At 61.8% G+C, this 25,063-nt stretch carries 20 protein-coding genes and 2 pseudogenes; 8 read left to right on the top strand and 14 right to left on the bottom strand.

Annotation, left to right across the window (positions count from 1 at the left end; genetic code table 11):
* Together PHW99_RS11720 and PHW99_RS11715 are read right to left on the bottom strand one after the other, a co-directional pair.
* On the bottom strand, window positions 1-572 hold a 572-nt coding region (locus PHW99_RS11720), incomplete at its 3' end, for an acyl-CoA dehydrogenase family protein (protein WP_300177438.1).
* Between the two features lie 27 nt (window positions 573-599).
* Window positions 600-1,163: an OsmC family protein gene (locus PHW99_RS11715; protein ID WP_300177436.1), complete on the bottom strand. Its 564-nt coding sequence runs from the start codon at window positions 1,161-1,163 to the stop codon at window positions 600-602.
* 381 nt (window positions 1,164-1,544) lie between these two features.
* Between PHW99_RS11715 and katG the strand changes: the two genes are divergently transcribed.
* On the top strand, window positions 1,545-3,752 hold the full coding sequence (gene katG / locus PHW99_RS11710) for a catalase/peroxidase HPI (protein ID WP_300177434.1): 2,208 nt from the start codon (window positions 1,545-1,547) through the stop codon (window positions 3,750-3,752).
* Between the two features lie 117 nt (window positions 3,753-3,869).
* On the opposite strand, the gene PHW99_RS11705 is transcribed toward katG, so the two are convergent.
* Window positions 3,870-5,492, bottom strand: a complete 1,623-nt coding sequence (locus PHW99_RS11705; protein ID WP_300177442.1) for a sigma 54-interacting transcriptional regulator — start codon at window positions 5,490-5,492, stop codon at window positions 3,870-3,872.
* 160 nt (window positions 5,493-5,652) lie between these two features.
* Between PHW99_RS11705 and clpB the strand changes: the two genes are divergently transcribed.
* Window positions 5,653-8,241 (top strand): ATP-dependent chaperone ClpB, encoded by a 2,589-nt coding sequence (gene clpB / locus PHW99_RS11700; protein ID WP_300177432.1) that lies wholly within the window; start codon window positions 5,653-5,655, stop codon window positions 8,239-8,241.
* 83 nt (window positions 8,242-8,324) lie between these two features.
* On the opposite strand, the gene PHW99_RS11695 is transcribed toward clpB, so the two are convergent.
* From PHW99_RS11695 to PHW99_RS11685, 3 genes are all read right to left on the bottom strand, one after another.
* The gene (locus PHW99_RS11695) at window positions 8,325-8,618 is read right to left on the bottom strand and encodes a 2Fe-2S iron-sulfur cluster-binding protein (RefSeq protein WP_300177431.1); all 294 of its coding nucleotides are present in this window, start codon (window positions 8,616-8,618) and stop codon (window positions 8,325-8,327) included.
* Window positions 8,619-8,672: 54 nt separating this feature from the next.
* Window positions 8,673-9,149 (bottom strand): Lrp/AsnC family transcriptional regulator, encoded by a 477-nt coding sequence (locus tag PHW99_RS11690; RefSeq protein ID WP_300177430.1) that lies wholly within the window; start codon window positions 9,147-9,149, stop codon window positions 8,673-8,675.
* Window positions 9,150-9,222: 73 nt separating this feature from the next.
* Window positions 9,223-10,110, bottom strand: coding sequence for an AraC family transcriptional regulator (locus PHW99_RS11685; protein ID WP_300177428.1), 888 nt, complete (start codon window positions 10,108-10,110; stop codon window positions 9,223-9,225).
* A 140-nt stretch (window positions 10,111-10,250) separates the two neighbouring features.
* On the opposite strand from PHW99_RS11685, the gene PHW99_RS11680 reads away from it, so the two are divergent.
* Together PHW99_RS11680 and PHW99_RS11675 are read left to right on the top strand one after the other, a co-directional pair.
* A complete protein-coding gene (locus tag PHW99_RS11680) occupies window positions 10,251-10,745 on the top strand; it encodes an ester cyclase (protein WP_300177408.1) in 495 nt (164 codons plus the stop codon).
* Between the two features lie 126 nt (window positions 10,746-10,871).
* Window positions 10,872-11,354, top strand: a complete 483-nt coding sequence (locus tag PHW99_RS11675) for a cupin domain-containing protein (RefSeq protein WP_300177405.1) — start codon at window positions 10,872-10,874, stop codon at window positions 11,352-11,354.
* Between the two features lie 191 nt (window positions 11,355-11,545).
* On the opposite strand, the gene PHW99_RS11670 is transcribed toward PHW99_RS11675, so the two are convergent.
* Window positions 11,546-12,439, bottom strand: a complete 894-nt coding sequence (locus PHW99_RS11670; RefSeq protein ID WP_300177402.1) for a LysR family transcriptional regulator — start codon at window positions 12,437-12,439, stop codon at window positions 11,546-11,548.
* 148 nt (window positions 12,440-12,587) lie between these two features.
* Between PHW99_RS11670 and PHW99_RS11665 the strand changes: the two genes are divergently transcribed.
* Together PHW99_RS11665 and PHW99_RS11660 are read left to right on the top strand one after the other, a co-directional pair.
* Window positions 12,588-13,253 (top strand): glutathione S-transferase family protein, encoded by a 666-nt coding sequence (locus tag PHW99_RS11665; protein ID WP_300177399.1) that lies wholly within the window; start codon window positions 12,588-12,590, stop codon window positions 13,251-13,253.
* Window positions 13,254-13,272: 19 nt separating this feature from the next.
* Window positions 13,273-14,238: a pyridoxamine 5'-phosphate oxidase family protein gene (locus PHW99_RS11660; protein WP_300177396.1), complete on the top strand. Its 966-nt coding sequence runs from the start codon at window positions 13,273-13,275 to the stop codon at window positions 14,236-14,238.
* Here the strand turns inward: PHW99_RS11660 and PHW99_RS11655 are convergent.
* Together PHW99_RS11655 and PHW99_RS11650 are read right to left on the bottom strand one after the other, a co-directional pair.
* A complete protein-coding gene (locus PHW99_RS11655) occupies window positions 14,147-14,971 on the bottom strand; it encodes an alpha/beta hydrolase (protein WP_300177393.1) in 825 nt (274 codons plus the stop codon). The two genes, PHW99_RS11660 and PHW99_RS11655, sit on opposite strands and share 92 nt — an antisense overlap.
* On the bottom strand, window positions 14,964-15,602 hold the full coding sequence (locus tag PHW99_RS11650; RefSeq protein WP_300177390.1) for a Vat family streptogramin A O-acetyltransferase: 639 nt from the start codon (window positions 15,600-15,602) through the stop codon (window positions 14,964-14,966). Before PHW99_RS11650 ends, PHW99_RS11655 begins: the two co-directional genes overlap by 8 nt.
* 164 nt (window positions 15,603-15,766) lie before the next feature.
* On the opposite strand from PHW99_RS11650, the gene PHW99_RS11645 reads away from it, so the two are divergent.
* Window positions 15,767-16,600, top strand: coding sequence for a PhzF family phenazine biosynthesis protein (locus tag PHW99_RS11645; protein WP_300177387.1), 834 nt, complete (start codon window positions 15,767-15,769; stop codon window positions 16,598-16,600).
* Window positions 16,601-16,913: 313 nt separating this feature from the next.
* The gene (locus tag PHW99_RS11640; RefSeq protein ID WP_300177385.1) at window positions 16,914-17,819 is read left to right on the top strand and encodes a DHH family phosphoesterase; all 906 of its coding nucleotides are present in this window, start codon (window positions 16,914-16,916) and stop codon (window positions 17,817-17,819) included.
* A 6-nt stretch (window positions 17,820-17,825) separates the two neighbouring features.
* On the opposite strand, the gene PHW99_RS11635 is transcribed toward PHW99_RS11640, so the two are convergent.
* The 5 genes and pseudogenes from PHW99_RS11635 to PHW99_RS11615 all read right to left on the bottom strand — a co-directional run.
* Entirely contained in the window at window positions 17,826-18,956 is a 1,131-nt protein-coding gene (locus tag PHW99_RS11635) for an ABC transporter substrate-binding protein (RefSeq protein WP_300177382.1), read from the bottom strand.
* A gap of 48 nt (window positions 18,957-19,004) precedes the next feature.
* The gene (locus PHW99_RS11630; RefSeq protein WP_300177379.1) at window positions 19,005-19,583 is read right to left on the bottom strand and encodes a thioredoxin fold domain-containing protein; all 579 of its coding nucleotides are present in this window, start codon (window positions 19,581-19,583) and stop codon (window positions 19,005-19,007) included.
* A gap of 84 nt (window positions 19,584-19,667) precedes the next feature.
* The gene (ppdK, locus tag PHW99_RS11625; protein WP_300177376.1) at window positions 19,668-22,394 is read right to left on the bottom strand and encodes a pyruvate, phosphate dikinase; all 2,727 of its coding nucleotides are present in this window, start codon (window positions 22,392-22,394) and stop codon (window positions 19,668-19,670) included.
* A gap of 165 nt (window positions 22,395-22,559) precedes the next feature.
* A pseudogene (locus PHW99_RS11620) lies at window positions 22,560-23,312 on the bottom strand (crotonase/enoyl-CoA hydratase family protein); the annotation flags it as partial.
* Window positions 23,313-23,462: 150 nt separating this feature from the next.
* Window positions 23,463-25,063: pseudogene (locus PHW99_RS11615) on the bottom strand (FAD-dependent oxidoreductase); the annotation flags it as partial.

The following is a 25,063-nucleotide window of genomic DNA, read 5'->3' as shown; positions in this document are numbered from 1 at the left end:
TTGCAGCGCAGCAGGAACATGAGTTCGGTGCCGCTCTCCGGGATGGCGGCAATCGCGCCGCAGTAGTGGTCGGCTTGCAGGTTGCTGATCCAGGGCAGCGTGCCGCTGACCCGGTAGCCGCCTTCGACTTTGGTGGCTTTGAGCAGCAGGCTCTCGATTTCGGCGTAGCTTTTCATGGGGTTGGACAAGGCGGTGCCGCCCAGGCCCAGACCGGCGACATGGCGGGTCAACACATCACCCGTCAGCGCCGGGTTGCCGGACTGTTGCAGGTACAGGCCGCAGACGGCCTGGCACCACATCATGAAGCCGGTGGCCCCGCACACCTTGGCGGCTTCGGCCATGGCCTGAATCGCCAGAAAGAAGTCGCCCGAGCCATGCGGTGCGTTCAGGTGGGCGCTCATGGCCCCCGCTGCGGCCAGCTCCTGGAGAATGGCCTTGGGGTAGTGGCCCTGGCGGTCAATGGCATCGGCCTGTTGACGCAGTGGGCCCTGGGCCACCGTGCGCACGGCGGCCAGCAAGGCCTCGGCAGCGGGTGGGGCCGTCAATTCGCGGGGGAGGTCAGCGGGGTTCATGGTGCGTCCTTGGGGTTTAACCGGGGTTCAATCAGCCAGGCTGATTTCAAACGGGATCGGGTTGCGCATGGTGTTGGCCACGGGCGAGTAGAAGTTGGCGTGTTGCACGATCTTGTCGAGTTCTTCGCGCGAGGCATCACCTTCGACCAGCACCTTGACGCGGATGGCTTGAAAGCCCATCTCCAGCGGCTGTTTTTGCAAAGCACCGTCGGCTCCCCATGCGGCGGGGTTGCCAATGTCGCCTTCCAGAAAGATTTCGAGCTTGGTCAGCTTGACCTGTTTCCAGGTGGCCACGGCGGTGATGCCAACAGCCAGGCAGCCGCCCAGGCCCGAGAGCACGATTTCGCCAGGGGCAGGCGCGGTGTCCTGGCCAAACAGGTGCAGCGGTTCGTCCACCACCACGGCAGCGTGGTTGCCGACGTAGCTCAGCGAGCGGTATTGACCTTCCATCACGGTGTGGACTTTGTTGGTGCCGCGCGAGGCGGGGTTGCCGCGGCCTTTTTCAGCAAAAGCGGCCAGGCCTTGTGCATCAATCGGGCGCAGGTAGGCTTTGACGGTTTGTACGGGGGCTGTAGTTTCAGCAGTGGTCATGGTGTCCTCTTGATGGGTTGAAAGGCGGATGCCTGACAGGTTGAGTGCAAGCCTCGTGCCATGCTGCATTGAATGGAACAATTTATGAAAAATAGGCCTTCAGCCCCTTTATTTAAAGCATAGTTAGCTATAAAAATAATAGCATTTCAAGTGATTGGAGTGGTCTGTTGAAAATTTGTGTAGACCTAATGTCTACAAAATGTCGACGTTGTTGGATGACGACGCTGGGAGGAACAGTGATGACGCAGGGGGAACGCGACCCAAGACAGGCATTCGTCGCCACACGCTATCTCAATCATTGATAAAACAAATTGGGAAGTATTTGGCATAAGACATAAACTATTTTTCGAGTCAGTTGCCAACCGCCCAAAGGAGATCGTCATGTCCACAGAAGCCAAGTGTCCCTTCCACCACGCAGCGTACAAAAACGCCACCGCTGCCGCCCCGTCCAACACCGACTGGTGGCCCCATCAGCTCAAACTGGGCATCCTGCACCAGCACGCTGCACCGTCCAACCCCATGGGGGCAGACTTTGACTACGCCGCAGAATTCAAGAGGCTGGATCTGGCGGCGGTGATCCAGGACCTGCATGGCTTGATGACCGATTCACAAGACTGGTGGCCAGCCGACTGGGGCCACTATGGCGGCCTCATGATTCGTATGGCCTGGCACTCTGCCGGCACCTACCGGGTGGCCGATGGCCGGGGTGGCGCGGGCAGCGGCAACCAGCGCTTTGCCCCCCTGAACAGCTGGCCCGACAACGGCAACCTGGACAAGGCTCGCCGCCTGCTGTGGCCTATCAAGCAAAAGTATGGCCGCAAGATTTCCTGGGCCGACTTGATCATTCTGGCGGGCAATGTGGCCCTGGAGTCCATGGGCTTCAAGACCTTCGGTTTTGCCGGTGGCCGCGTGGATATCTGGGAGCCCGAGCAAGATGTTTACTGGGGTGCTGAATCTGAGTGGCTGGCCACCAGCGACAAGGCCAACAGCCGCTACAGCGGCGAGCGCCAGCTTGACAACCCGCTGGCTGCCGTTCAAATGGGCCTGATCTATGTGAACCCCGAAGGCCCGGACGGCCACCCCGACCCGTTGGCTTCTGGCCGTGATGTGCGCGAAACCTTTGCCCGCATGGCCATGAACGATGAAGAAACGGTGGCGCTGATTGCTGGTGGCCACACCTTTGGCAAGGCGCACGGTGCGGGCGACCCGGCCTTGGTCGGCCCCGAACCCGAAGCCGCTCCCATTGAAGCGCAGGGCCTGGGCTGGATCAACCAGTTCGGCAGTGGCAAAGGGGCGCACACCACCACCAGCGGCATCGAAGGGGCCTGGAAGCCCAACCCCACCACCTGGGACCACGGCTATTTCGACATGCTCTTTGGCTACGAATGGGCGCTGACCAAGAGCCCCGCCGGAGCCCACCAGTGGCAAGCCCAGAACGTGCGGCCCGAACACATGATCCCCGATGCCCACGAGCCTGGCAAGAAACACGCGCCGATGATGACCACCGCCGATCTGTCGCTGCGCATCGACCCCGCCTACGAAAAAATCGCCCGGCGCTTTCACCAGCACCCGGCCGAATTTGCCGATGCCTTTGCCCGTGCCTGGTTCAAGCTGACGCACCGCGACCTGGGGCCGCGTTCGCGCTACCTCGGCCCCCTGGTGCCGCAGGAAGTGCTGCTTTGGCAAGACCCGGTCCCGGCGGTGGATCACCCGCTGGTGGATGCGCAGGACGTGGCCGCGCTCCAGGCCCAGGTGTTGGCATCGGGTTTGTCCATCGCGCAACTGGTGAGTACCGCATGGGCTAGCGCCGCCAGTTTTCGCGGCAGCGACAAGCGTGGTGGCGCCAACGGCGCGCGCATCCGCCTGGCTCCGCAAAAAGATTGGGCCGTCAACCAGCCCGCGCAACTGGCGCAGGTGCTGCAGCAGCTCGAAGCCATTCAGCAGGCCTTCAACGCGGCGCAGTCGGGTGGCAAAAAAATCTCTCTGGCTGACCTGATCGTGCTGGCTGGTAACGCCGCCGTGGAAGCTGCCGCGAAAGAGGTTGGGCAGAACATCACCGTGCCCTTTGCGCCGGGCCGCACCGATGCGTCCCAAGCGCAGACCGATGTGGACTCGGCGGCCGTGCTGGAACCTGCGGCCGATGGTTTCCGCAACTACGTGCGCAACGACCTGCAAGGCGTGGCTGCCGAGCTGCTGCTGGACAAGGCGCAGCTGCTGGCCCTCAGCGCTCCGGAAATGACGGTGTTGATCGGTGGCCTGCGGGTGCTCAATGCCAATGTGGGCCAAGCGCCGCACGGTGTGTTCACCCAGCGCCCGCAAACGCTCAGCAACGACTTCTTCGTGAACCTGCTCGACATGCGCACTCAGTGGCAAAAGTCTGCCACGGAGGGGCTGTTCGAAGGCCGTGACCGCCGTACTGGAGCGGTGAAGTGGACGGCGACGGTGGTGGATCTGGTCTTTGGCTCCAACGCGCAATTACGTGCCTTGGCCGAGGTTTATGCCGCCGACGATGCCCAAGCCAAGTTTGTGCGCGACTTTGTGGCCGCCTGGACCAAGGTCATGAACCTGGATCGTTTCGACTTGAAATAGTCGTGGTTCTACGGTCACGAGAGAGCCACCTCGAACGGCCTGTTTGAGGTGGCTCGGAGGGTGACAGTTAGGGTGACGAAATTGCCAGACCCAGTCACTGCAAAATCGGCGACAAACTCACTGACCTGACGCACATTTGCGCAATCGATAGGCAAATTGCCGCACCGTCAAGCCCAGCGCCTGCGCGGCGCGTGATTGGTTACCGCCATGCCGGGCCAGGGTCTGTTGCAGCTCTTCCTGTGAATGGGAGTGTACGGGCAGGTAGTCACGTACCAGCGGCGGCGCAGCGCGGGTCGGCCGCTGGCTGGGTACGCTGGTGGCCATCGGTTCAGCGGTGCCTGTGCCGCTGGTTATGCTCGGCAAAAAGCGTTCCAGTTCGGCGGCTGACACCATCGGGCCGTCGGCCAGCAGCACCAGCCGCTCGATCACATTGCCCAGTTCGCGGATGTTGCCGGGCCAAGGGTGTTCTTCAAGCCGGGTGAGCGCAGCGGGTGAAAGATAAACGTTGCGTTGATTGGCCTGGTTGGCGCGGTTCATGAAATGGATCGCCAGCGTGTGGATGTCCTCGCGCCGTTCACGCAAGCTGGGCAGGCGGATCGGGATCACGTTGAGACGGTAGAACAGGTCGCGGCGGAAGCTGCCGCTGGCAACCTCGGTTTCCAGGTCACGATGGGTGGCGGCCACCAGTCGTACATCGACCTTGATTTCGCTTTTGCCGCCCAGGCGCACGATGGTGCCTTCCTGCAGGGTGCGCAGTAGCTTGGTTTGCATGGCCAGCGGCATGTCGCCGATCTCGTCCAGGAATATTGTGCCCTGGTTGGCCTGCTCAAACCAGCCGACGCGGGTGCTGGCCGCGCCGGTGAAGGCGCCACGTTCGTAGCCAAACAGCTCGGACTCAAACAGCGTGTCGGGGATGGCGGCGCAGTTGACCTTGATGAACGGCGCATCACGGCGCTGGCTGGACAGGTGCAGGGCGCGTGCAAACAGCTCCTTGCCGGTGCCCGATTCACCCAGCAGCAGCACGCTGGCCTGGGCTTGCGAGACCCGTTCGAGTTCGTCAATGGCTTGCAGCAGCGCCGATGAGGTGCCAATGATGCCGTAACGTACAGCTGCGGCATCCAGTGCATGAGTCAGCAGGGTGTTGCGGGTTTCCAGCGCCCGGGTTTGCTGTTGCATCAGGTCTTGCAGTTGCAGCACCTGGCCTGCCAGTGTGGCCATGATCTTGAGCAGTGCCATGTCGTCATTCAAGCGGCGCTGGCGGCTGCGGATGCGGTGGCAGGCCAGCACGCCGACGGTGACCCCATTGACGGCAATCGGCAGGACGATGAAGGCCACGGTTTCCCTGGGCAACTGGTCGCGCTTGACGGCACGCGCCAGAAACAGCGGCTCGGCATCAATGTCCTGCACCAGCATGGGCTGGCCCGTGGCCAATACCCGGCCAGTGATGCCTTCACCGGGGCCATAGACACCACACGCCATTTCGGCCTGGGTCAGGCCATAGGCAAAGCAGATGCGGGACGTGCCGGGCGGGCTGTGCTGGGCGCTGTCGGGTGAGTCAAGCAGCACAATCCGGCCCCGGTTGAGGCCCAGCAGTTCAGAGAGCAAATGCAGCATCTCGCGCAACACCACGCCGGGGGCCAGGCTTTTGCCGATCAGGCCGATGATTTCGCGCATCAGCAGGTGCTCTTGCGCTTGCAATGGCGGGGCAAGAGAGGGCAGTGCGGGGGACGGATCGGACATCATGTGGTGATGCTAGCAAGAAGTGGGCTCACCCACGGGACGGGGCTGGCCGCGGCCTTGATCCGGGCGGGATAAATCGGGTGGGCACGATGCCTGAGCGCTTGAAACTCCCGCCAGGGGCCCCATGTGATGGGCAGTTCAAAATCTTTTGGAGTGTTCCATGCGTCCCGACAAATTCACAACCAAGTTTCAGGAGGCCCTGGCTGACGCGCAAAGTCTGGCACTGGGCAATGATCATGCCTATATTGAACCGGCGCACCTGCTGGTGGCCATGCTCAAGCAGGAGGACGGGCCCAAGGCCTTGCTGCAACGCGCTGGCGTGAATGTGGGTGGTTTGCTGACGGCGGCGGAGGCAGCCGTCAAAAAACTGCCACAGGTGACCGGGCAGGATCAGGTGCAGATCAGCCCCGATATGGGCAAATTACTGCAGGCCACGGAAAAAGAAGCCATCAAACGGGGTGACCAGTTTGTCGCCAGCGAGCTGTTTTTGCTGGCCGTGTCCGATGCCAAAGGAACGCTGGGCGATCTGGCCCGGGCCAATGGCCTGAGTCGCAAGAGCCTGGAAGCCGCCATTGCAGCCGTGCGCGGCGGCCAGGCCGTGGACAGCGCCGATGCGGAAGACCAGCGCGAGTCGCTCAAGAAATACTGTCTGGATCTGACCGAGCGCGCCAGAGCAGGCAAGCTTGACCCGGTGATTGGCCGCGACGACGAAATCCGCCGCGCCATCCAGGTGCTGCAGCGCCGCACCAAGAACAACCCGGTGCTCATTGGTGAACCCGGTGTCGGCAAAACCGCCATTGTGGAAGGCCTGGCGCAGCGTATTGTGGCTGGCGAGGTGCCTGATTCGCTCAAGGGCAAGCGGGTGTTGTCGCTGGACATGGCAGCGCTGCTGGCTGGCGCCAAGTTCCGTGGTGAGTTTGAGGAACGTCTGAAAGCCGTGCTCAAGGACCTGGCCAAGGACGAGGGCCAGACCATTGTCTTCATCGACGAGTTGCACACCATGGTGGGTGCCGGCAAGGCTGAAGGTGCCATGGACGCCGGCAACATGCTCAAGCCGGCGCTGGCGCGTGGTGAGTTGCACTGCGTGGGCGCCACCACGCTGGACGAATACCGCAAATACATTGAAAAAGACGCTGCGCTGGAGCGCCGCTTCCAGAAGATCCTGGTGGGTGAGCCCACGGTGGAGGCCACCATCGCCATCCTGCGTGGCCTGAAGGAGCGTTATGAGAAGCACCACAACGTGGACATCACCGACCCGGCCATTGTGGCTGCCGCCGAGTTGTCCAACCGTTACATCACCGACCGTTTCCTGCCTGACAAGGCGATTGACCTGATTGATGAGGCTGCCTCCAAGATCAAGATCGAGATGGACTCCAAACCCGAGGTGATGGATAAACTTGACCGCCGCTTGATCCAGCTCAAGATCGAGCGTGAAGCCGTGAAGAAGGAAAAGGACGAAGCCTCGCTGAAACGGCTGGAGCTGATCAACGAGGAAATCACTTCGTTGGAAAAGGAGATCGCCAATCTGGACGAAGTCTGGAAGTCGGAAAAAGCCAGTGCTCTGGGCAGTGGCCAGGTGCGTGAGGAAAAAGACCGGGTGCTGCAGCAGATTGAGGAATTCAAACGCAAGGGCGACTTCAACAAGGTGGCTGAGCTGCAATACGGCAAGCTGCCCGAACTGGAGAAACGCCTGAAAGAAGCCCAGGCCAAGGAAGCCAACCGGGGCGAAGATGCGGCTCCGCGCCTGTTGCGCACCCAGGTGGGCGCCGAAGAGATCGCCGAAGTGGTCAGCCGCGCCACCGGCATTCCGGTGAGCAAAATGATGCAAGGTGAGCGCGACAAACTGCTGCAGATGGAAACCAAGCTGCATGAGCGTGTGGTCGGGCAAGACGAAGCCATTGGCGCCGTGGCCAATGCCATCCGGCGCTCACGTTCGGGCCTGAGTGACCCGAACCGGCCCACCGGCTCGTTCCTGTTCCTGGGCCCCACGGGCGTGGGCAAGACTGAGTTGTGCAAGGCGTTGGCCGGGTTCCTGTTTGACAGCGAAGACCATCTGGTGCGCATCGACATGAGCGAGTTCATGGAGAAACACTCCGTGGCCCGCCTGATCGGCGCGCCGCCCGGCTATGTGGGTTACGAGGAGGGTGGTTACCTGACCGAGGCCGTGCGCCGCAAGCCCTACGCCGTGCTGTTGCTCGACGAGGTGGAAAAAGCCCACCCGGACGTGTTCAACGTGCTGCTGCAAGTGCTGGACGATGGTCGTTTGACCGACGGCCAGGGCCGCACCGTGGACTTCAAGAACACCGTGATTGTGATGACCAGCAACATTGGCTCGCAGATGATCCAGGCCATGGTGGGGCAGGACTACGAAGACATCAAGGATGCGGTGACCGACGAGCTGAAGAACCACTTCCGTCCCGAGTTCCTGAACCGTATTGACGAGACTGTGGTGTTCCACAGCTTGGACGCCAGCCACATTGCCGACATTGCCAAGATCCAGTTGTCGGTACTCAAAGCCCGGCTGGCACACATGGAATATGGGCTGGAGGTCAGTGATGCCGCCGTGGCGGAACTGGCCAAGGTGGGCTTCGACCCGGTGTTTGGCGCCCGCCCGCTCAAACGCGCCATTCAGCAGCGTATCGAGAACCCGCTCTCGAAGTTGCTGCTCGAAGGCAAGTTTGTGCCTAAGGACACCATCACCGTCGATGTGGACCCGATCCGCGCGCCGGGGCAGTTCAGTTTTGTGTGATGCCTGAGCGCGATCTGCGACATCCTGCAGAAGGTCATTCGGGCCAATAGCCGTTTCAGTTCCAAACTGAACGAAACATGACCTTAGTAGCCTGCGCGCAACACCACATCGGTGCAGGGGTGGGCCACACAGGGCAACACGTAGCCTTCGGCCTTTTCCTCGGCGCTCAGGCCTGGCCACTCGATCTCGTAACGCACCTGGCCGCGCTCGAGCTTGCCAAAACAGGTGCGGCAGGTGCCATTGCGGCACGAACTGGGCCAGTCGATGCCGCCCGCTTCCATGGACAGCAGCAGCGGCTGCTGCGGCCAGGCGTCAAATTGTTGATCTTCGGGTTGTGTGGTGCCAGTGAAAAACGGGGGAACGGCCGGTGCATTCATGCGACGATTTTAGGAAGAACACAAAACCACGCGGGTGCGTGGCAAGGGGCGTGATTATGGCGTCCCGCTGGTTACCGGCAAGGCAGTCTTGGTGACCACCTGGCGCAGCACAAAGCTGGAGTGCACGCCGGTCACGCCTTCGATGCGAGTGAGTTTGTTGAGCAGCAGCGCCTGGTAATGGTCCATGTCGCGCACCGCCACCTTGAGCTGGTAGTCGGCATCCTGCCCGGTGATCAGCAGGCATTCCAGCACCTCGGGCAGCAGGCTCACCGTGGTTTCGAAGTTGGCAAAACGCTCGGGCGTGTGCCGGTCCATGGCAATGTGCACCAGCGCCATCAGCGACAGGCCGAGCTTCTTGGCATCCAGCATGGCCCGGTAGCCGGTGATCAGGCCCGACTCCTCCAACGCCTTGACCCGGCGCAGGCAGGGTGAGGGTGACAGGCCGATGCGCTCGGCCAGATCCTGGTTGTTGATGCGGCCATCGGTTTGCAGGATGTCAAGAATTTGCTGGTCGTAGCGGTCTAGTTTCATATTTCTGCCAATGAATATCCATGTGTTGGCAGAGTATGCCAAACAATTTGGTGCATGGGGTCCAATCGGCTATTCAGCCAGCGGACGCCACGCCCTGACGAAACCGCAGTGGGCTGACACCCATGTGTTGGCGAAAGAACTTGACGAAATTGGACGGGTCGTCAAACCCGAGTGTGATCGCGATGGCCTGCACCGGCTGGGTGGTGTGCGCCAGCAGCCGCTTGGCTTCCAGAAGCAGGCGTTGGGCAATGCACTTTTTGGCGCTCATCGTCGGCCCTGCCTGGCTGCGGATCACCCGTCCCAGCGTCTTGTCGTGCATGCCCAGTTGGTTGGCGTAATAGGCCACCTGGTGGTGCTGAGCAAACTGGGCTTCCAGCAAGAGGATGAAGCGGGCGTAGGCCTGGTGTGCCGCTGACGTGGGCACCGGCACCTCCTGCCTGGGCCACGCCATGAGGCGCAAGAATGCGGCGGTCAATTGCAGGCGCAGCAGCTCGTTGCGCACAGCCAGGGAGCGGTCCAGATTCATGTCTGCATGCAGGCTGTGCACACAGTGCATCATACGTTCGTGTTGTGGCGGTGTGAGCCGCCAGACACAACCCTGAGCCAGGGCCAGCTGAGCGCTCAAGGGCACTTGCTGGGCATGCGCGAGGCGCTCTTCCCATAGCGCTTCACGCTGGAATACCACCAATTGCCCAGACCACGGCTGGCGGAAGTCGTATTGCAGCACCTGCCCCGGATGGACCAGCATCCAGTCGCCCGGCCCCAAGTCCTGCTGGACAAAATCTACCACCGGCTGCGTGTGCCCGGATTGCACCGCATACAGCCGGTAAAAGTGGGCACGCAGCCATTGGTGGTGATGCGCCGGGGGCATCCGTTTTCTCAGTTCACTGATGCTCAACACCTCCACCTCCAGGCGGGCGTCGGAGGGGGGCCTGAAGTCCAGTTCAATGATCGAGTTCACACAGCCACTTTCACAAAATGTCTGGAATTTACCATCAGCTGTCGGTTTTTCCCATGGTGGTGAAGCGTTGTCGGCGCGACACTGCCACGGTACGCAAGACCCGCGCACAACCATTGCCAACCATGACTTTGAGAACTGATATGAACATGATCTCCAAACTCGCCGCCCAGGCCGTGCTCGCCACCCTGGTCGCCACTGGCGCCGCTTCGGCGCAAACCATCACCCTGGAGCAAGCCCATGCGCTGCTGGACCCCTTTTACGCGGCGTTGGACCGCCCGGCCACCAAGGACATCCGGGCACTGGTCGAACAAGCACTGTCGCCCGACTGGAAGTCGTATGCCAATGACACTGACTTCAAGGGGCGCGAGGCCTTCATCAACCAGATGGTCGGTCTGGCCAAGTCCGTGCCGGACATGCGCTGGGAGGTCAGGGACATGCTGGTCAGCGGCAACCGCGTGATTGTTCGCAGTATGGCCAGCGGCACGCCACAGGGGCAGTTCATGGGCATGCCGGTGGCTGGCAACAAATCGTTTGCCATCATGGCCATCGACATTCACACCATTGCCGATGGCCAAGGCATTCTGGCCCACCATGTCGAAGACTGGGCCAGCGCCATGCGCCAGCTCAAACCCTGATCGGTGCAATGTCTTGCGCCATTGTGTTGCACGGATGCGAGGCAATGGGGCCATAGTGGCTCACTCTGACTTGATCGTCTGCACGATCGGCGATCATGCCGTCTTTGCATCGTTCAAGGAGCTTTCATGTCTACGCCAGAATTTCCCACTGCCATCACCGCGCGGGATGCCGCGCCGCGCACCACACCGTCGACCTACCCCCAGCCTTTTGCCTTGCGCATGGTTGGCCGGGAAAAGCGCCCACTGGGTGACATCTTTGGCTTGAGCAACTTTGGCGTGAACCTGACGCGGCTGATACCGGGGGCCGGCTCGGCCTTGCGCCACGCCCACGCCAAACAGGACGAATTCATCTACGTGCTTGAAGGCTACCCGGTGCTGATCACCGACCAGGGTGAAACACCTCTGGCTCCGGGCATGTGCGCGGGTTTCAAGGCCGGCACTGGCAACGGTCACCAACTGGTGAACCGCAGCAACGCTGACGTGCTCTACCTCGAAGTGGGCGACCGCAGCCCCGGTGACGTCGCCAGTTACCCGGATGACGACTTGCAGGCCCACCTGGGTGACGATGGGAAATGGTGTTTCACCCGCAAAGACGGCACGCCGTATTGACAGGTCAGGGCCTATGGGTATGTTTTATACCTCTAGCCCGGAAGTCATATGCTTTCGATGCTATCAATTAAATAGCAATATTCAATCGTTCCAAACCACAACGACGTCGCCAGCCGTCGGCTGTGAGTGGTTGGGGTCAAGGTTGATGCCAAGCTGCCGGGTTCGGTGGTGGTGGGGCGCTTGCGTTGCCGCTACAGCGGTTTCAAACCACTCAACTCCTGCTTGATGAAGTCAATGAACGCTTTGGTGCGAGCTGGCAACAGCCGGGCGTGGGGGTAGACCACGCTGACTGGGCGCGGTGGCGGCTCAAAGGCCTCCAGCACCAGTTGCAGCTTGCCTTGCGCCAGATAGGGTGCCACCTGATACGAGATAAAGGTGCCAAAACCCATGCCCGCCAGACAGGCATCCAGCACCGGGGTGATGTGGTTGAAATCCAGGTTGCCGCGCACTGGCACGCTGAAAGCCCGGCCGTCTTCATGAAATGTCCACCACGGCCCGGTGCTGCCCATGAAACGCACACAGTTGGCATTGGCCAGCTCTCTGGGGTGCGTCGGCACACCGTGGCGGCGCAGGTAGTCCGGGCTGGCCACCACCACCCGGCGCAGGGTACTCAGCGGTTGCGCCACCAGTGAAGAGTCTTCCAGCTGGCCGATCCGGATGCCTGCATCCAGCCCCTCTTCCAGCAAATTCACAATGCGGTCCTGCAGCACCAGGCTGCAACGCAAGCGTTCGTAACGCTGCACAAAACGCATCACCACCGGGGCCACATACATCTGGCCAAACAGCACCGGGGCAGTGATGGTGAGCTGACCGGTGGGCGCGGCAGCATCGGCGCTGAGCGCGGCTTCGGCATCGTCCACCGCAGCCAGGACCGCGCGGCAGTTGTCCAGATACCGTTTGCCCTCTTCGGTGAGTGAGATGCGCCGCGTGGTGCGGTGAAACAGGCGCACACCCAGGTGGGTTTCCAGCGCCGCCAGGGTGCGCACCACGGCGGGCAAGGACGAGTCACTTGCCCGCGCCGCTGCTGTCAGGCTGCCCTGGTCGGCAATGTGCACAAAAGTCTGCATGGCTTTGAGTTTGTCCATGGTCCTGATTCTTCCTGAAAGTGGAGTAGTTAAAACCATTTTTTACTATTTATTGTGAATCAGTAAGCAAACACAATGTGCCTAGGCTTCAGCCCTGCAAGCTGAGCTCGGTTGTCAGCCCACGTCTGCATTTTTTGAAAGTACTTCCATGAACACGCCTGCCTCGTCGACTTTGTCCCAACACCCGGCACAAGCCATCAAGCTGTATCGCTATGCACTGTCCGGTCACAGCCACCGCGTGGAGTTGTTTCTGTCGTTGCTGGGTTTGCCAGTGGAGTTGGTGGATGTGAACCTGCCCGCTGGCGAGCAAAAAAGCCCCGCCTTCTTGCAGATGAACGCCTTTGGACAAGTGCCGGTGATCCAGGACGGTGATGTCATCCTGGCCGATGCCAACGCCATCCTAGTCTACCTGAGCAGTCGTTACGCCGCCAACGCAGAAGCCTGGTGGCCGCGTGACCCGGTTCGCGCCGCAGCGGTACAACGCTGGTTATCGGTGGCTGCTGGCCCGCTGGCATTTGGTCCGGCAGTTGCGCGTGCCATTGCCGTGTTCAAGCGTTCCGCCAGCCCGGACGAAGCGATTCAACGCGCCAAGCAGTTGTTCACAGTGATGGACGCCACGCTGCAAGCCTCTGACTTTTTGACCGGCCCAACCCTGACGATGGCCGACATTGCCAATTACACCTACACCGCCCATGCCCCGGAAGGCGGCGTCAGTCTGGAGCCTTACCCGCAGCTGCGCCGCTGGCTGGCCCGCATCGAAGCCTTGCCAGGTTTTGTGCCGATGGTCAAAACACCGACAGGACTGGCGGCCTGAGATGCCCGCGTCAACCCCCATGTCACCGTTTCATGAAGGTGAGCTGGCCGTGCAAACCCGTGTGGGCGCGCGCGACAAGCTGGCTGCGGTGGGGCGTGTGGCCATTCGCGACCACATGCCCGAGCAGCACCGCGGGTTTTTCGCCCAACTGCCGTTTATGCTGACCGGTACGGTGGATACCGCTGGCCAACCCTGGGCCTCGGCATTGGCTGGCCCGCCAGGGTTCATCCGCTCACCCGACCCACAGTGCTTGACGGTGCAGGCACAGCCGCTGGTAGCCAGCCCCTTGGCCACCACTTTGCGCGTCGGCGGAGGTATCGGCCTGCTGGGCATCGAACCTCACACGCGGCGGCGCAACCGCGTCAACGGCGTGGTCAGCGCGGTCAATCCGGATGGGTTTGACGTGCAGGTGCAGCAGAGTTTTGGCAACTGCCCCAAATACATCCAGACCCGGCAGGCCTTGTATTGCCCTGAGCCCACACCGGTGGTCCGGCAGGTGTGTCGTGCCCCGCGGCTGGATGCCCAGGCGCGGCAATTGATCCAGCGCGCCGACACCTTCTTCATCGCCACCGCCTACGCTGGCGACGGCTGCCCATCAGCCCACGGTGTGGACGTGTCGCACCGCGGTGGCCAGCCCGGATTTGTGCGGCTTGACGATGACCGCCTGACCGTGCCTGATTACCTGGGAAATTTCTTCTTCAACACACTGGGTAACCTCACACTCAACCCGCGCGCTGGGCTGCTGTTCATTGACTTTGACACCGGTGATCTGCTGCACCTGGCGGTCAGCGCCAGCATCATTTGGGACGGCCCAGCGCTGGCTGATTTTGCCGGGGCGCAGCGCCTGCTGTGGCTGCAGGTGCATGACATGCTGCGTGTGCCAGCGGCTTTGCCTATGCGCTGGGAAGCAGTGATGCCCGACCCAACAGCCGGCATATTTCAGGCACGGCCCGGTACAGGCACGAATAGTGCGACAGCCCGCTGAAGCTTTGGCTTGAGGTGTGGCCGGCAATCGCCGATGCCAGGTACTGCGCCATCTGCGGCGGCGACCAGTTGTCCGCATCACCATGCCAGAGTTGTGTGGGCACAGCCATGTCGGCCAGCGTGGCGCTCCACGGCTGCACATAGGCCACCACATCGCGCGCGTAGCCCCGCACCCGCTGCCTGAAACAGGCGCGCAATATCGGTGTGATGCCGGCCTGGAATTCCGGATCGGCCGCCAGGGCCTGGTCTGCGCCTGCGGCGCTGGCAAACAGCAGACGAAACAAGGCTTGGGGCGCCAGCCAGGCGAGCAAACTTTGCCAGTAAGACAAGAGCAGAAACAGCGCCGGCGCTGCCTTGGCCAGCCGAAACACCTGTTGTCCCGCCATGGTGGGCAAAAAGGCTCCGGCCTCCAGCGGCGCAGCCGCAGACACCAGGTGCAGGCTTTTGACCCCGTGGGGCAGGTAACGGCAGGTTTGCAGCGCGATGAATGCCCCGATGGAAAAACCAATGACGTCGACCGGTTGTCCAGCGGCCTGCCTGGCAATCTCTTTGGCCAGCAACTGGTAATACGCTTCGCCGGTGACGGCTGGGTTAACAGCAAACCGGTCCAGGCAAAACACGGTCAGACCATGTTTTTGGGCTTCCTGATCGAAGATCTGAAATTCCTCTGGTGCACCGGGGGCTCCGTGAAAATAGACGACCAGCTTGCCGTGGGTGGCACCAAAGTTAGTCATCCGCACACGCCTTGAGCGCCTCGATATCACCGGCCACGATCACCGGCAAATGTCGGGTGATCTTCTCAATCGGCCAGTCCCACCACGCCATGCTTTCAAGTTCAGCAATGGTTTCGGCGGCAAAACGTTGCCGGATCAGTCTGGCCGGATTGCCGCCCACCACGGTGTAGGGCGCCACGTCCGACACGATGACCGAGCGCGACGAAATGATGGCGCCGTTGCCGATCTTGACCCCCGGCATGATGAGGCTGTCATAGCCGATCCAGACATCGTTGCCGATGATGGTGTCGCCTTTGTACGGAAGCTCGCCGGGTTGTGGCAGCACCTTTTCCCAGCCGTTGCCAAAAATTGAAAACGGGTAGGTGGACAGGCCCGACATCTTGTGGTTGGCGCCGTTCATGATGAACTTGACACCACGCGCCAGCGCACAAAACTTGCCGATCACCAGACGGTCGCCAATGAAGGGGTAGTGGTACAGGACCTGGCGCTCAAAGTGCTCTGAATCTTCCGGGTCGTCGTAGTAGGTGTAGTCACCGATCACGATGTTCGGGTTGGTCACGGTGTTCTTGATAAAACACACCTGAGGAAAGCCCGCCATGGGGTGTTTGGTGCGTGGATTGGGGCCGTTCACGTGGACTCCTTTTGAGCTCAATCGCCCGCTCTGACGGTTGCGGCAGGGATTTGAAAGCGCTTCTCCGTTGGGGAGGTGGATCATAACCAAGCAAGTGCCGGCCTGTGCCGTGACACCTTCCCGCACCGGTGCAAAATGCCACTCCTGACCCCCAAGGAGCCACCATGACAATCCTGAAAATAGCCGCCTTTTCCGATGGCGATACCGGCGGTAACCCTGCTGGTGTGATGCTGGCCGAAACTCTGCCAAGTGATGCCGAGATGCAGCGCATCGCCGCCGAGGTCGGCTTCTCTGAAACGGCATTTGCTGCGCCCATGGACGCCGACTGGCGTGTGCGTTATTTCTCGCCCGAAACCGAGGTGCCGTTCTGCGGGCATGCCACGATTGCGCTGGGGGCGGCGCTGGCGCTAAAGCAAGGCGACGGTGTGTTTGCCTTGACGCTCAACCAGGCCCGCATCACGGTAGCAGGCCAGCGCCAGGGTAGCCTGGTTGGCGCCGCGCTGCAGTCGCCACCTACCCGAAGCGCGCCAGCCCCTGAGTCTTTGGTGACCGCTGCGCTGGATTTGTTTGGCTACCAACCGGACGACCTTGACCTGCGCCTGCCGCCCGCGCTGATTCATGGCGGGGCGGATCATCTGCTGCTGGCGCTGAATTCCCGCGCCGCACTGGCAGCCATGCATTACGACCTGGCGGCGGGTCGCCAGCTGATGCAACAAGCAGGTCTGGTCACCATCGTGCTGGCGTTTGCCGAATCACCGCAGCGCTTTCACACCCGCAACCCGTTCGCCAGTGGTGGTGTCTATGAAGACCCTGCCACCGGTGCGGCCACGGCGGCGCTGGCGGGTTATCTACGTGACCTGGCCTGGCCACATGGCGGTGTCATTGACGTGGTGCAGGGGGAAGACATGGGCATGCGTTCCCGTCTGCGGGCCGAGATACCCCTCGCGCCGGGCAGCTCGATCCGTGTGTCGGGTACGGCGCGGATCATGAGCCGCTGAGTCATTCAGCCCGATGTCCCCAACGCGCCATGCACCCTGCCAGACAGCCAGCACGACATCAGTTTTGTCCTCGCCATCCTGGTCTTTCAGCTGATTCCCGGTGCGCGCACCATGGTCATCCTGAATGCCACGGCATGCCAGGGGGTGGCGGCCGGCATGGCGGCGGTGCTGGCAGACGGCCTACACTACGCGGGTCTCTGGTGCTGCGGGGTTTTATTGACAAAAATGACCTCTAGCCCAGAAAAATAAACCGTTATTAGCTATTAAATTAATAGCAATTTTCACTTTGAATGGGTTGACCTGGTTCCGTAACATGACTTTGAATTTATCTGTCTCTCCGCAAAAAAATGACCCCCAGCCGCTGGTGCTTTACCACGGGCGCAACTGCCCTGACGGCTTTGCGGCGGCGCTGGCGGCGTGGCTGTATTACGACGGCCAGGCCGAATTCCTGGCGCTGGACCATGGCGATGTCAAGTCGGTCGACGACCTGCCGGCGCTGACCGGGCGCGCGGTGTATGTGCTGGATTTTTCTTTTGCCGAGCCGATTCTGCGCGGCATTGAAGAGCGCGCGGCCATACTGGTCATGCTTGACCACCACCTGAGCGCCGCCGAAAAGCTCACCGGTTTTCGCTGCCGCTGCGGGGTGGTGCACTTTGACATGAAAAAATCGGGCGCCCGCCTGGCCTGGGCGTTTTTCCACCCGGAAAAGCCCTTGCCCGACCTGGTCCGGTTTGTGGAAGACCGCGACATCTGGGTCTGGCAGTACCCACAGAGTGCCGGTTTCCTGGCGGCGCTGGACATGGAGCCGTTCGATTTTGCGCGCTGGCAGGCCATTGCCAATTTTGACGCGGCACAACTGGCCGCCTACATCGAGCGCGGCCAGGCCATGGACGAGAAATTCAGCCAGCTGGCCGGGCAGATCGCCCAGGGCGCACAACCGCTGGTCTTTAACGGCGTGACTGGCCTGATGGTCAATGCCCCCGGCATGTTCCACAGTCTGGTGGGCGACATCCTGAGCCAGCAGTCGGGCACGTTTGCTCTGATGTGGGCCGTGGACAAAAATGGTGTGGTCAAGTGCGGCCTGCGGTCCAGGTCCGGCTTCAATTGCATCCCGCTGGCTGAAAGCCTGGGCGGGGGTGGCCATGCCCAGGCCTGTGGCTTCAAGCTGCCGCAGGCCCGCCTGCCCGAGTTGTTGGCCGGGACCTTGAACGCTGCCTGAGTGGGGTCAGGTCCTGACCCGGCCGTCGCCGGTCAGCATCGACAGCTCGACAAAGCTGGAGGCCACATGGTTGCTGGCTGACAGCTGCACCGAAAACCCGCCCAGGTGCTGGCGGCCAATGGACTCCAGTCCACGGATCAGGCTCTCGCGACTGGGCCCGCGGCCGGTGTCGCGCTGCAGCCCTTCGGTGAACAGGCGGGCGGCCAGATAACCTTCCATGCTGGAGTAGTTGGCCTGCACCTTGCCGCCGGTCTTTTTGATGGCGTTGACAAATTCGCGGGTGATGGGGCGCACCGGGCTGTAAGGTGAGGGCACCACCTGGGACACCACCACACCGGCACCGTCGGCACCGAGTTCGTCGGCCAGCGCCTGGGTGCCGACAAACGACACGTTGTAATAGGTGCCGCCAAAACCGGCTTTGCGTGCCGCCCGGATGAACGCCGCGCAGGATTTGTAGGCACTGATCTGGATCACCGCATCGGGGCCGGCGGCCATGATGGTCTTGACCGCTGCCGTCACATCCACCGAGTTACGCTCCACCGTGGCCTGTGCCACCGGCTTGAGATTGAGCTTGCTCAGGGCCAGGACCGAGCCGTCCAGGCCGGCTTTGCCATAGGAGTCATTCTGGTAAAAAACAGCGATTTTTTTCAGCCCCAGGTTGGTGAGCTGCTTGACGATCAGTTCGGTCTCGTCGTTGTACGAGGCGCGCAGGTGAAACACGTTTCTGAGCAGCGGTTCGCGCAGGCCCATGGCCCCGGTGAATGGCGCGATGAACGGGATTTGCGCCTTTTTCACCAGCGGCAGGGCCGCCAGACTGGTGGGGGTACCGATGTAGCCAAACAGCGCAAACACGTCCTCTTCAATGAGTTTGCGGGTGTTTTCGGCACAACGATCAGGCTCATAGCCGTCATCGAGGGTCTGGATCTCGATGCTCTTGCCGGCCACGCCGCCCTGGGCATTGACCTGGTCAAACCAGAGCTTGGCGCCTTGATGGAACTGGATGCCCAACTGTGCGGCCGGGCCGGTGAAGGCCGCGGACTGCCCGAGCACGATCTGGCTGCTTTGTGCCTGCACACGGGACAAACCGAAGGCAGGCGCAGCGCCCGCAAGAATGGAAAATTGGCGACGTGTGATCATGGTTGTGTGTCTGCAAAAATCATTGAACGGGATCGACGGACCAAGCCGTCAGTCCACGCCAAGCAACTGCGCCAGCGCCGCGGTTTCCAAGGCACCGTTGTTGCTGACGACTTCACCCGTGCGGCGATGTTTGGCCAGGATGAACGGCACCGAGTCAACGCCCAGGCTGGTCAGCAAGCCGGTGTTGGCCTTGACGGCCTGTTCCAGCTCAGGGGGCATGCTGCTGGGCGCTGCCATGCCACCCTTGCCGGCCAGCAGCGATTCTTCATGCGCCGACATGGCTTCCAGCGGGTTGGCGGCCGACAGCAGGGCCACCGCCTGCGGCAGACTCTTGGCACTGAAACCGACGGGCACCCAGATGAACTTCACCTTGTTGTGCAGGGGTTTGGAGGTCTCCCACAAGTGGCCGCAATGCGGGCATTGGGGGTCAAACAGCACATACACCGCCTGGGCGCTCATCATGGCGCCGACCGTGAAGCCCTTGGCACTGGCGGCCACGGTGTCGTAGCTGGAGGCCGTGATGGCGGTTGCCGCCGCCGGGGTGGGCGGTGTGTCATTTTTGGAGCAGGCGCCCAGCGCACAAGCCAGTGCGGCGGCCAGAGAGAGGGTCAATAACGCGGATTTCAAACCAAGTCCTTCACATGAGTGGGCTGGCCTCCATTTTGGCAGCCAAACCACAGCTCATGCGTCAGGGTTTGCCACCCCCCGGGATCAGCCGGTGATGGCGGCCTGGGCGGCAGCCAGCCGGGCAATCGGCACGCGGTAGGGCGAGCAGCTCACGTAGTTCAGTCCGGCGCGGTGGAAGAAGGCCACCGAAGCCGGGTCGCCACCGTGTTCACCGCACACGCCCAGGCCAATGTCGGGGCGCACCGAGCGGCCTTTTTGCACGGCCATCTGCACCAGCAGGCCCACGCCTTTCTGGTCGATGGAACGGAACGGGTCATGCTCATAGATGCCTTGCTTGAGGTAGTCGGGCAGGAACTTGCCGGCATCGTCGCGCGAGAACCCCAGGGTCATCTGGGTCAGGTCATTGGTGCCGAATGAGAAGAACTCGGCCTGCTCACCAATGCTGTCGGCCACCAGTGCGGCGCGCGGCGTTTCAATCATGGTGCCCAGCAGGTAGTCCAGCGTCTGGCCACGCTCGGCAAATACGGTGGCGGCCACGCGGCGGATCACCTCGGCCTGGATATTGAATTCGCGCACCGTGCCCACCAGCGGCACCATGATTTCGGCCTTGACAGTGATGCCCTCGGCCTGCACGTTCAGGCCGGCTTCAAATATGGCGCGCGCCTGCATTTCGGTGATTTCGGGGTAACTGATGCCCAGGCGGCAGCCGCGGTGGCCCATCATGGGGTTGAACTCGTGCAGTTCATCCACACGCATCCTGATCTTGCCCAGCGACACCTGCATTTCTTGCGCCACGATGTTCTGGCCGGCCTCGTCGTGTGGCACAAATTCATGCAACGGTGGGTCCAGCAGCCGGATCGTCACCGGCAGGCCATCCATGGCACGGAACAGCCCCTCGAAGTCGCTGCGCTGCATCGGCAGCAACTTGTCCAGCGCCTTGCGGCGCCCGGCTTCGTCGTCGGCCAGGATCATCTCGCGCACGGTGTGAATGCGTTCACCTTCAAAAAACATGTGTTCGGTGCGGCACAGGCCAATGCCGGTGGCGCCAAAAGTGCGTGCCACCCGGGCTTCGTCAGGGGTGTCGGCATTGGTGTGGATGTCCAGGCGTTTGTAGCGGTCGGTCAGGGCCATCAGGGTGCCAAAGTCGCCGCTGAGTTCGGCGTCCTTGGTGTCGATCTTGCCGGCGTACACCTCGCCGGTGGAGCCGTTGAGCGACAGCCAGTCACCTTCGTGGTAGATGGCCTCCCCGATGGTCATGGTGCGGCCCTTCAGGTTGACATGCACCGCGCCAGCGCCAGAGACGCAGCATTTGCCCATGCCGCGTGCCACCACCGCCGCGTGCGAGGTCATGCCACCACGCGCCGTCAGGATACCTTTGGCCACACTCATGCCGCGCAGGTCTTCGGGTGAAGTTTCCTGGCGCACCAGGATCACGGCTTTGCCACCTTTGGCCCAGGTTTCGGCCTCGTCGGCAAAAAACACGATCTGCCCGGTGGCCGCGCCGGGTGAGGCGGGCAGTCCGCGGGCGATGGGCTTGGCGGCCTTGAGCGCCTTGGGGTCGAAGATCGGGTGCAGCAGTTCGTTGAGCCGGTCGGGGCTGACGCGCAGCAACGCGGTTTTCTCATCAAGCATGCCCTGCTGCAGCATCTCCATGGCGATGCGCACCATGGCCGCGCCGGTGCGTTTGCCGTTGCGGGTTTGCAGCATCCACAACTTGCCTTCCTGGATGGTGAACTCCAGGTCCTGCATGTCCTTGAAGTGGTTTTCCAGCGTGGTTTCGAAGTGCAGCAACTGCTGGTAGATCTGCGGCATCAGCTCTTCGAGCGAGGGGTATTGGCTGCGGCGCTCTTCCTCGCTCACCAGGGCCAGTTCGGCCCAGCGGCGTGAGCCGACCAGCGACACCTGCTGCGGTGTGCGGATGCCCGCCACCACGTCCTCGCCCTGGGCGTTGACCAGGAATTCGCCGTTGAACAGGTCTTCGCCGGTGCCGGCATCACGCGAGAACGCCACCCCGGTGGCGCTGGTGTTGCCCAGGTTGCCGAACACCATGGCCTGCACGTTCACCGCCGTGCCCCAAGACTGGGGAATGTCGTTGAGCTCGCGGTAGACGCGGGCGCGGTCGTTGTTCCAGCTTTCGAACACGGCCCAGATGGCGCCCCAGAGCTGTTCCCACGGATCGGTGGGGAACTCGCGCCCGATGCGCGCCCGGATCAGCGACTTGAAACGCTGCACCAGCTCCTTGAGGTCGTCGGCGTCCAGCTCGGTGTCCAGGCGCACCCCCTTTTTGGCCTTGACCATGTCGATGATGACTTCAAACGGGTCGTGTTCTTCCTTGGACACCGGCTTGAGACCCATCACCACGTCACCGTACATCTGCACAAAGCGGCGGTACGAGTCCCAGGCAAAACGTTCGTTGTTGGCCTTGCGCGCCAGGCCCTGCACCGCTTCGTCGTTGAGGCCCAGGTTCAGGATGGTGTCCATCATGCCGGGCATGGAAGCACGCGCGCCGGAGCGCACCGACAGCAGCAGGGGGTCGGCGGCGTCGCCAAATTTTTTGCCCATTTCCTGCTCGACAAAGGTCACCCCTTGCAACACTTGGTGGCGGATCAGCGCCAACACGGCTTCCCGCCCTTGCTCGGTAAAAGCGGTGCAGGCTTCGGTGCTGATGGTGAAGCCCGATGGCACGGTGATGCCCAGGCGGCACATCTCGGCCAGGTTGGCGCCTTTGCCGCCGAGCAGGTTTTTCATCTCGGCGCCGCCTTCGGTGCGGCTGCTGCCAAACAGATAAACGTATTTGGGGGTGGTCGTCATGATGCTGTCCCTGAGTTGACATGTTGAAAAGGCAAGGCGGCCCGGCAGCGGTCAATCAGAGCACCAGGGCCCACACCTCGCTCAGAGCAGTATCGAACTTGCCAGTTCAGGTGGTCAAGTGACCTAGATCAATGTTTTTGCACTTTGCCATGGCGCTGCCGAGGCTCAATCCTTAAACACCGCCGCCCGCTTGCCCATATTGGCCATCATGGCCTCCTGCAAGTCATTGCTCATCAGCATGGCGGCGTTCCAGGTGGCCACATAGTTCAGGCCATCGGCCACCGTGTGGTCGCGGGCGTAGCTGATCATTTCTTTCACTCCTCGGATGCTCAAAGGCGACTTGGCGGCAATACTGGCGGCCAGTTCGCGCACACCTTTTTGTAGCGCTTCGCGTGACTCGAACACCCGGTTGACCAGCTTCATTTGCAGGGCTTCTGTCGCATCAAATTTGCGCCCGGTATAAGCCAGCTCACGCGCCATGCCTTCGCCCACCAGCTTGGGCAGGCGCTGCAAGGTGCCCACGTCGGCCGTCATGCCGATGTCGATTTCCTTGATGCTGAAAGACGCGTCGGCCGAGCAGTAGCGCATGTCGGCGCAGGTGATCAGGTCGATGCCGCCACCGATACACGCGCCGTGTACGGCGGCCAGCACCGGCTTGCGGCAGCGCTCAAGAGAAGTGAGTGTGTCTTGCAAATCCAGAATCACCTGGCGCAGGTTTTCTCGCGTGCGGGCTTCGCAGTCGTTCTGGATGGTGTCGCCCAGGCCCATCATCATTTGCAGGTCAATGCCGCTGGTGAAGAGTTTGCCTTCGCCTTGCAGAATCGCCACCCGCGCCTCGGGCGTGCGGTCAACCCATTGGAAAGCCTGGCGCAGCTCGTGCCACATCGCCAGGTTCATGGCGTTGGCTTTGTCGGGGCGGTTGAGGGTGATGGTGGCAATGTGGTCGGACAGGCTGACGGTCAACGCGGTGTAGTTTGATTTGCTATTGTTTTGAGAGCTGTTTGCGCTTGATTTATCTGGGCTAGAGGCTGATTTTGCTTGTAAATCACCAGGGGTAGGGCCGCTTGCCAATGCCACGGCCAATTCCAGCCCTTGCTTGATGGCGCGTTTGGCATCGAGCTCTTCGGCCTTGTCGGCCCCACCAATCAGGTGCACCGTCACGCCTGCGGCTTGCAGCTCGGCTTGCAATTCGCGCTGCGGCTCCTGCCCGGCGCAGACCACCACGTTGTCCACCGGCAGGGTACGCTCCTGGCCGTCCACGGTGATGTGCAGGCCTTCGTCGTCAATGCGGCGGTAGCTCACGCCAGAGAGCATGTCGACCTGGCGGTTTTTCAGCGAGGTGCGGTGAATCCAGCCGGTGGTCTTGCCCAGGCCGTCGCCCACCTTGCTGGCCTTGCGTTGCAGCAGGTAAACCTTGCGCGGGCCGGCCTCGATCTGCGCTGCTTTCAAGCCGCCGCGCTCGGCGTAGGTGGTGTCCACGCCCCATTCGGCAAAGAACTTGATCGGGCTTTGGCTCGGGCTCACACCCTCGTGCATCAGGTATTCCGCCGTGTCAAAGCCGATGCCACCGGCACCGATCAGCGCCACGGTTTTGCCCACCGGCTTTTTGTCGCGCAGTACGTCCAGGTAGCTCAGCACCTTGGGGTGGTGAATGCCGTCGATGGGCGGCGTGCGCGGCGTGATGCCGGTGGCCAGCACCACTTGCTTGTAGCCCGCTGCGGCCAGCTCCTGGGCGCTGACGCGCTGGCCCAGCTTGAGCGTTACGCCGGTCAATTCGATCTGTTTGCCGAAGTAGCGCAAGGTCTCAACAAACTCTTCCTTGCCCGGCACCTGTTTGGCCACGTTGAACTGGCCGCCAATCTCAGTCGCACCGTCAAACAGCGTCACGTCAAAACCGCATTGCGCGGCAGTGGTGGCGAAGCTCAAGCCCGCCGGGCCTGCGCCCACCACGGCGATGCGTTCGCGTGCTTGGCGCTCGGGCAGGTTGATCAGGGTTTCGTGGCAAGCCCGCGGGTTGACCAGGCAGGAGGTGATCTTGCCGCCAAAAGTGTGGTCCAGACAGGCCTGGTTGCAGCCGATGCAGGTGTTGATTTGATCGGCTTGGCCCGCTGCCGCTTTTTGCACAAACAACGGGTCGGCCAGGAAAGGACGGGCCATCGAGACCATGTCGCAAAAGCCGTCTGCCAGCAATTGCTCGGCGACTTCGGGCGTGTTGATGCGGTTGGTGGCCACCAGTGGAATACCCACCTTGCCCTTGAGCTGTTTGGTGACCCAGGCCCAGGCAGCGCGCGGCACCTTGGTGGCAATGGTGGGGATACGTGCCTCATGCCAGCCAATGCCGGTGTTGATGAGGGTGGCTCCGGCGGCCTCAATCGCTTGCGCCAGCTCGATGACTTCTTCCAGCGTGGAGCCGCCTTCGACCAGATCAAGCATGGAGAGGCGGAAGATGATGATGAAGTTGGGCCCCACTTTTTCGCGGGTGCGGCGCACGATATCGACCGGGAAGCGAATGCGGTTGGTGTAGCTGCCACCCCATTCGTCATCGCGCTGGTTGGTGCGGGCGGCGATGAATTCGTTGATCAGGTAGCCCTCGGAGCCCATGATTTCCACGCCGTCATAACCGGCGCTTTGTGCCAGCTCGGCACAGCGGACATAGTCGTCCACCGTCT

It is taken from the genome of Rhodoferax sp. (genome assembly GCF_028689305.1).
Taxonomy (GTDB): domain Bacteria; phylum Pseudomonadota; class Gammaproteobacteria; order Burkholderiales; family Burkholderiaceae_C; genus Rhodoferax.
This window is presented reverse-complemented; position numbering and strand designations above follow the sequence as displayed.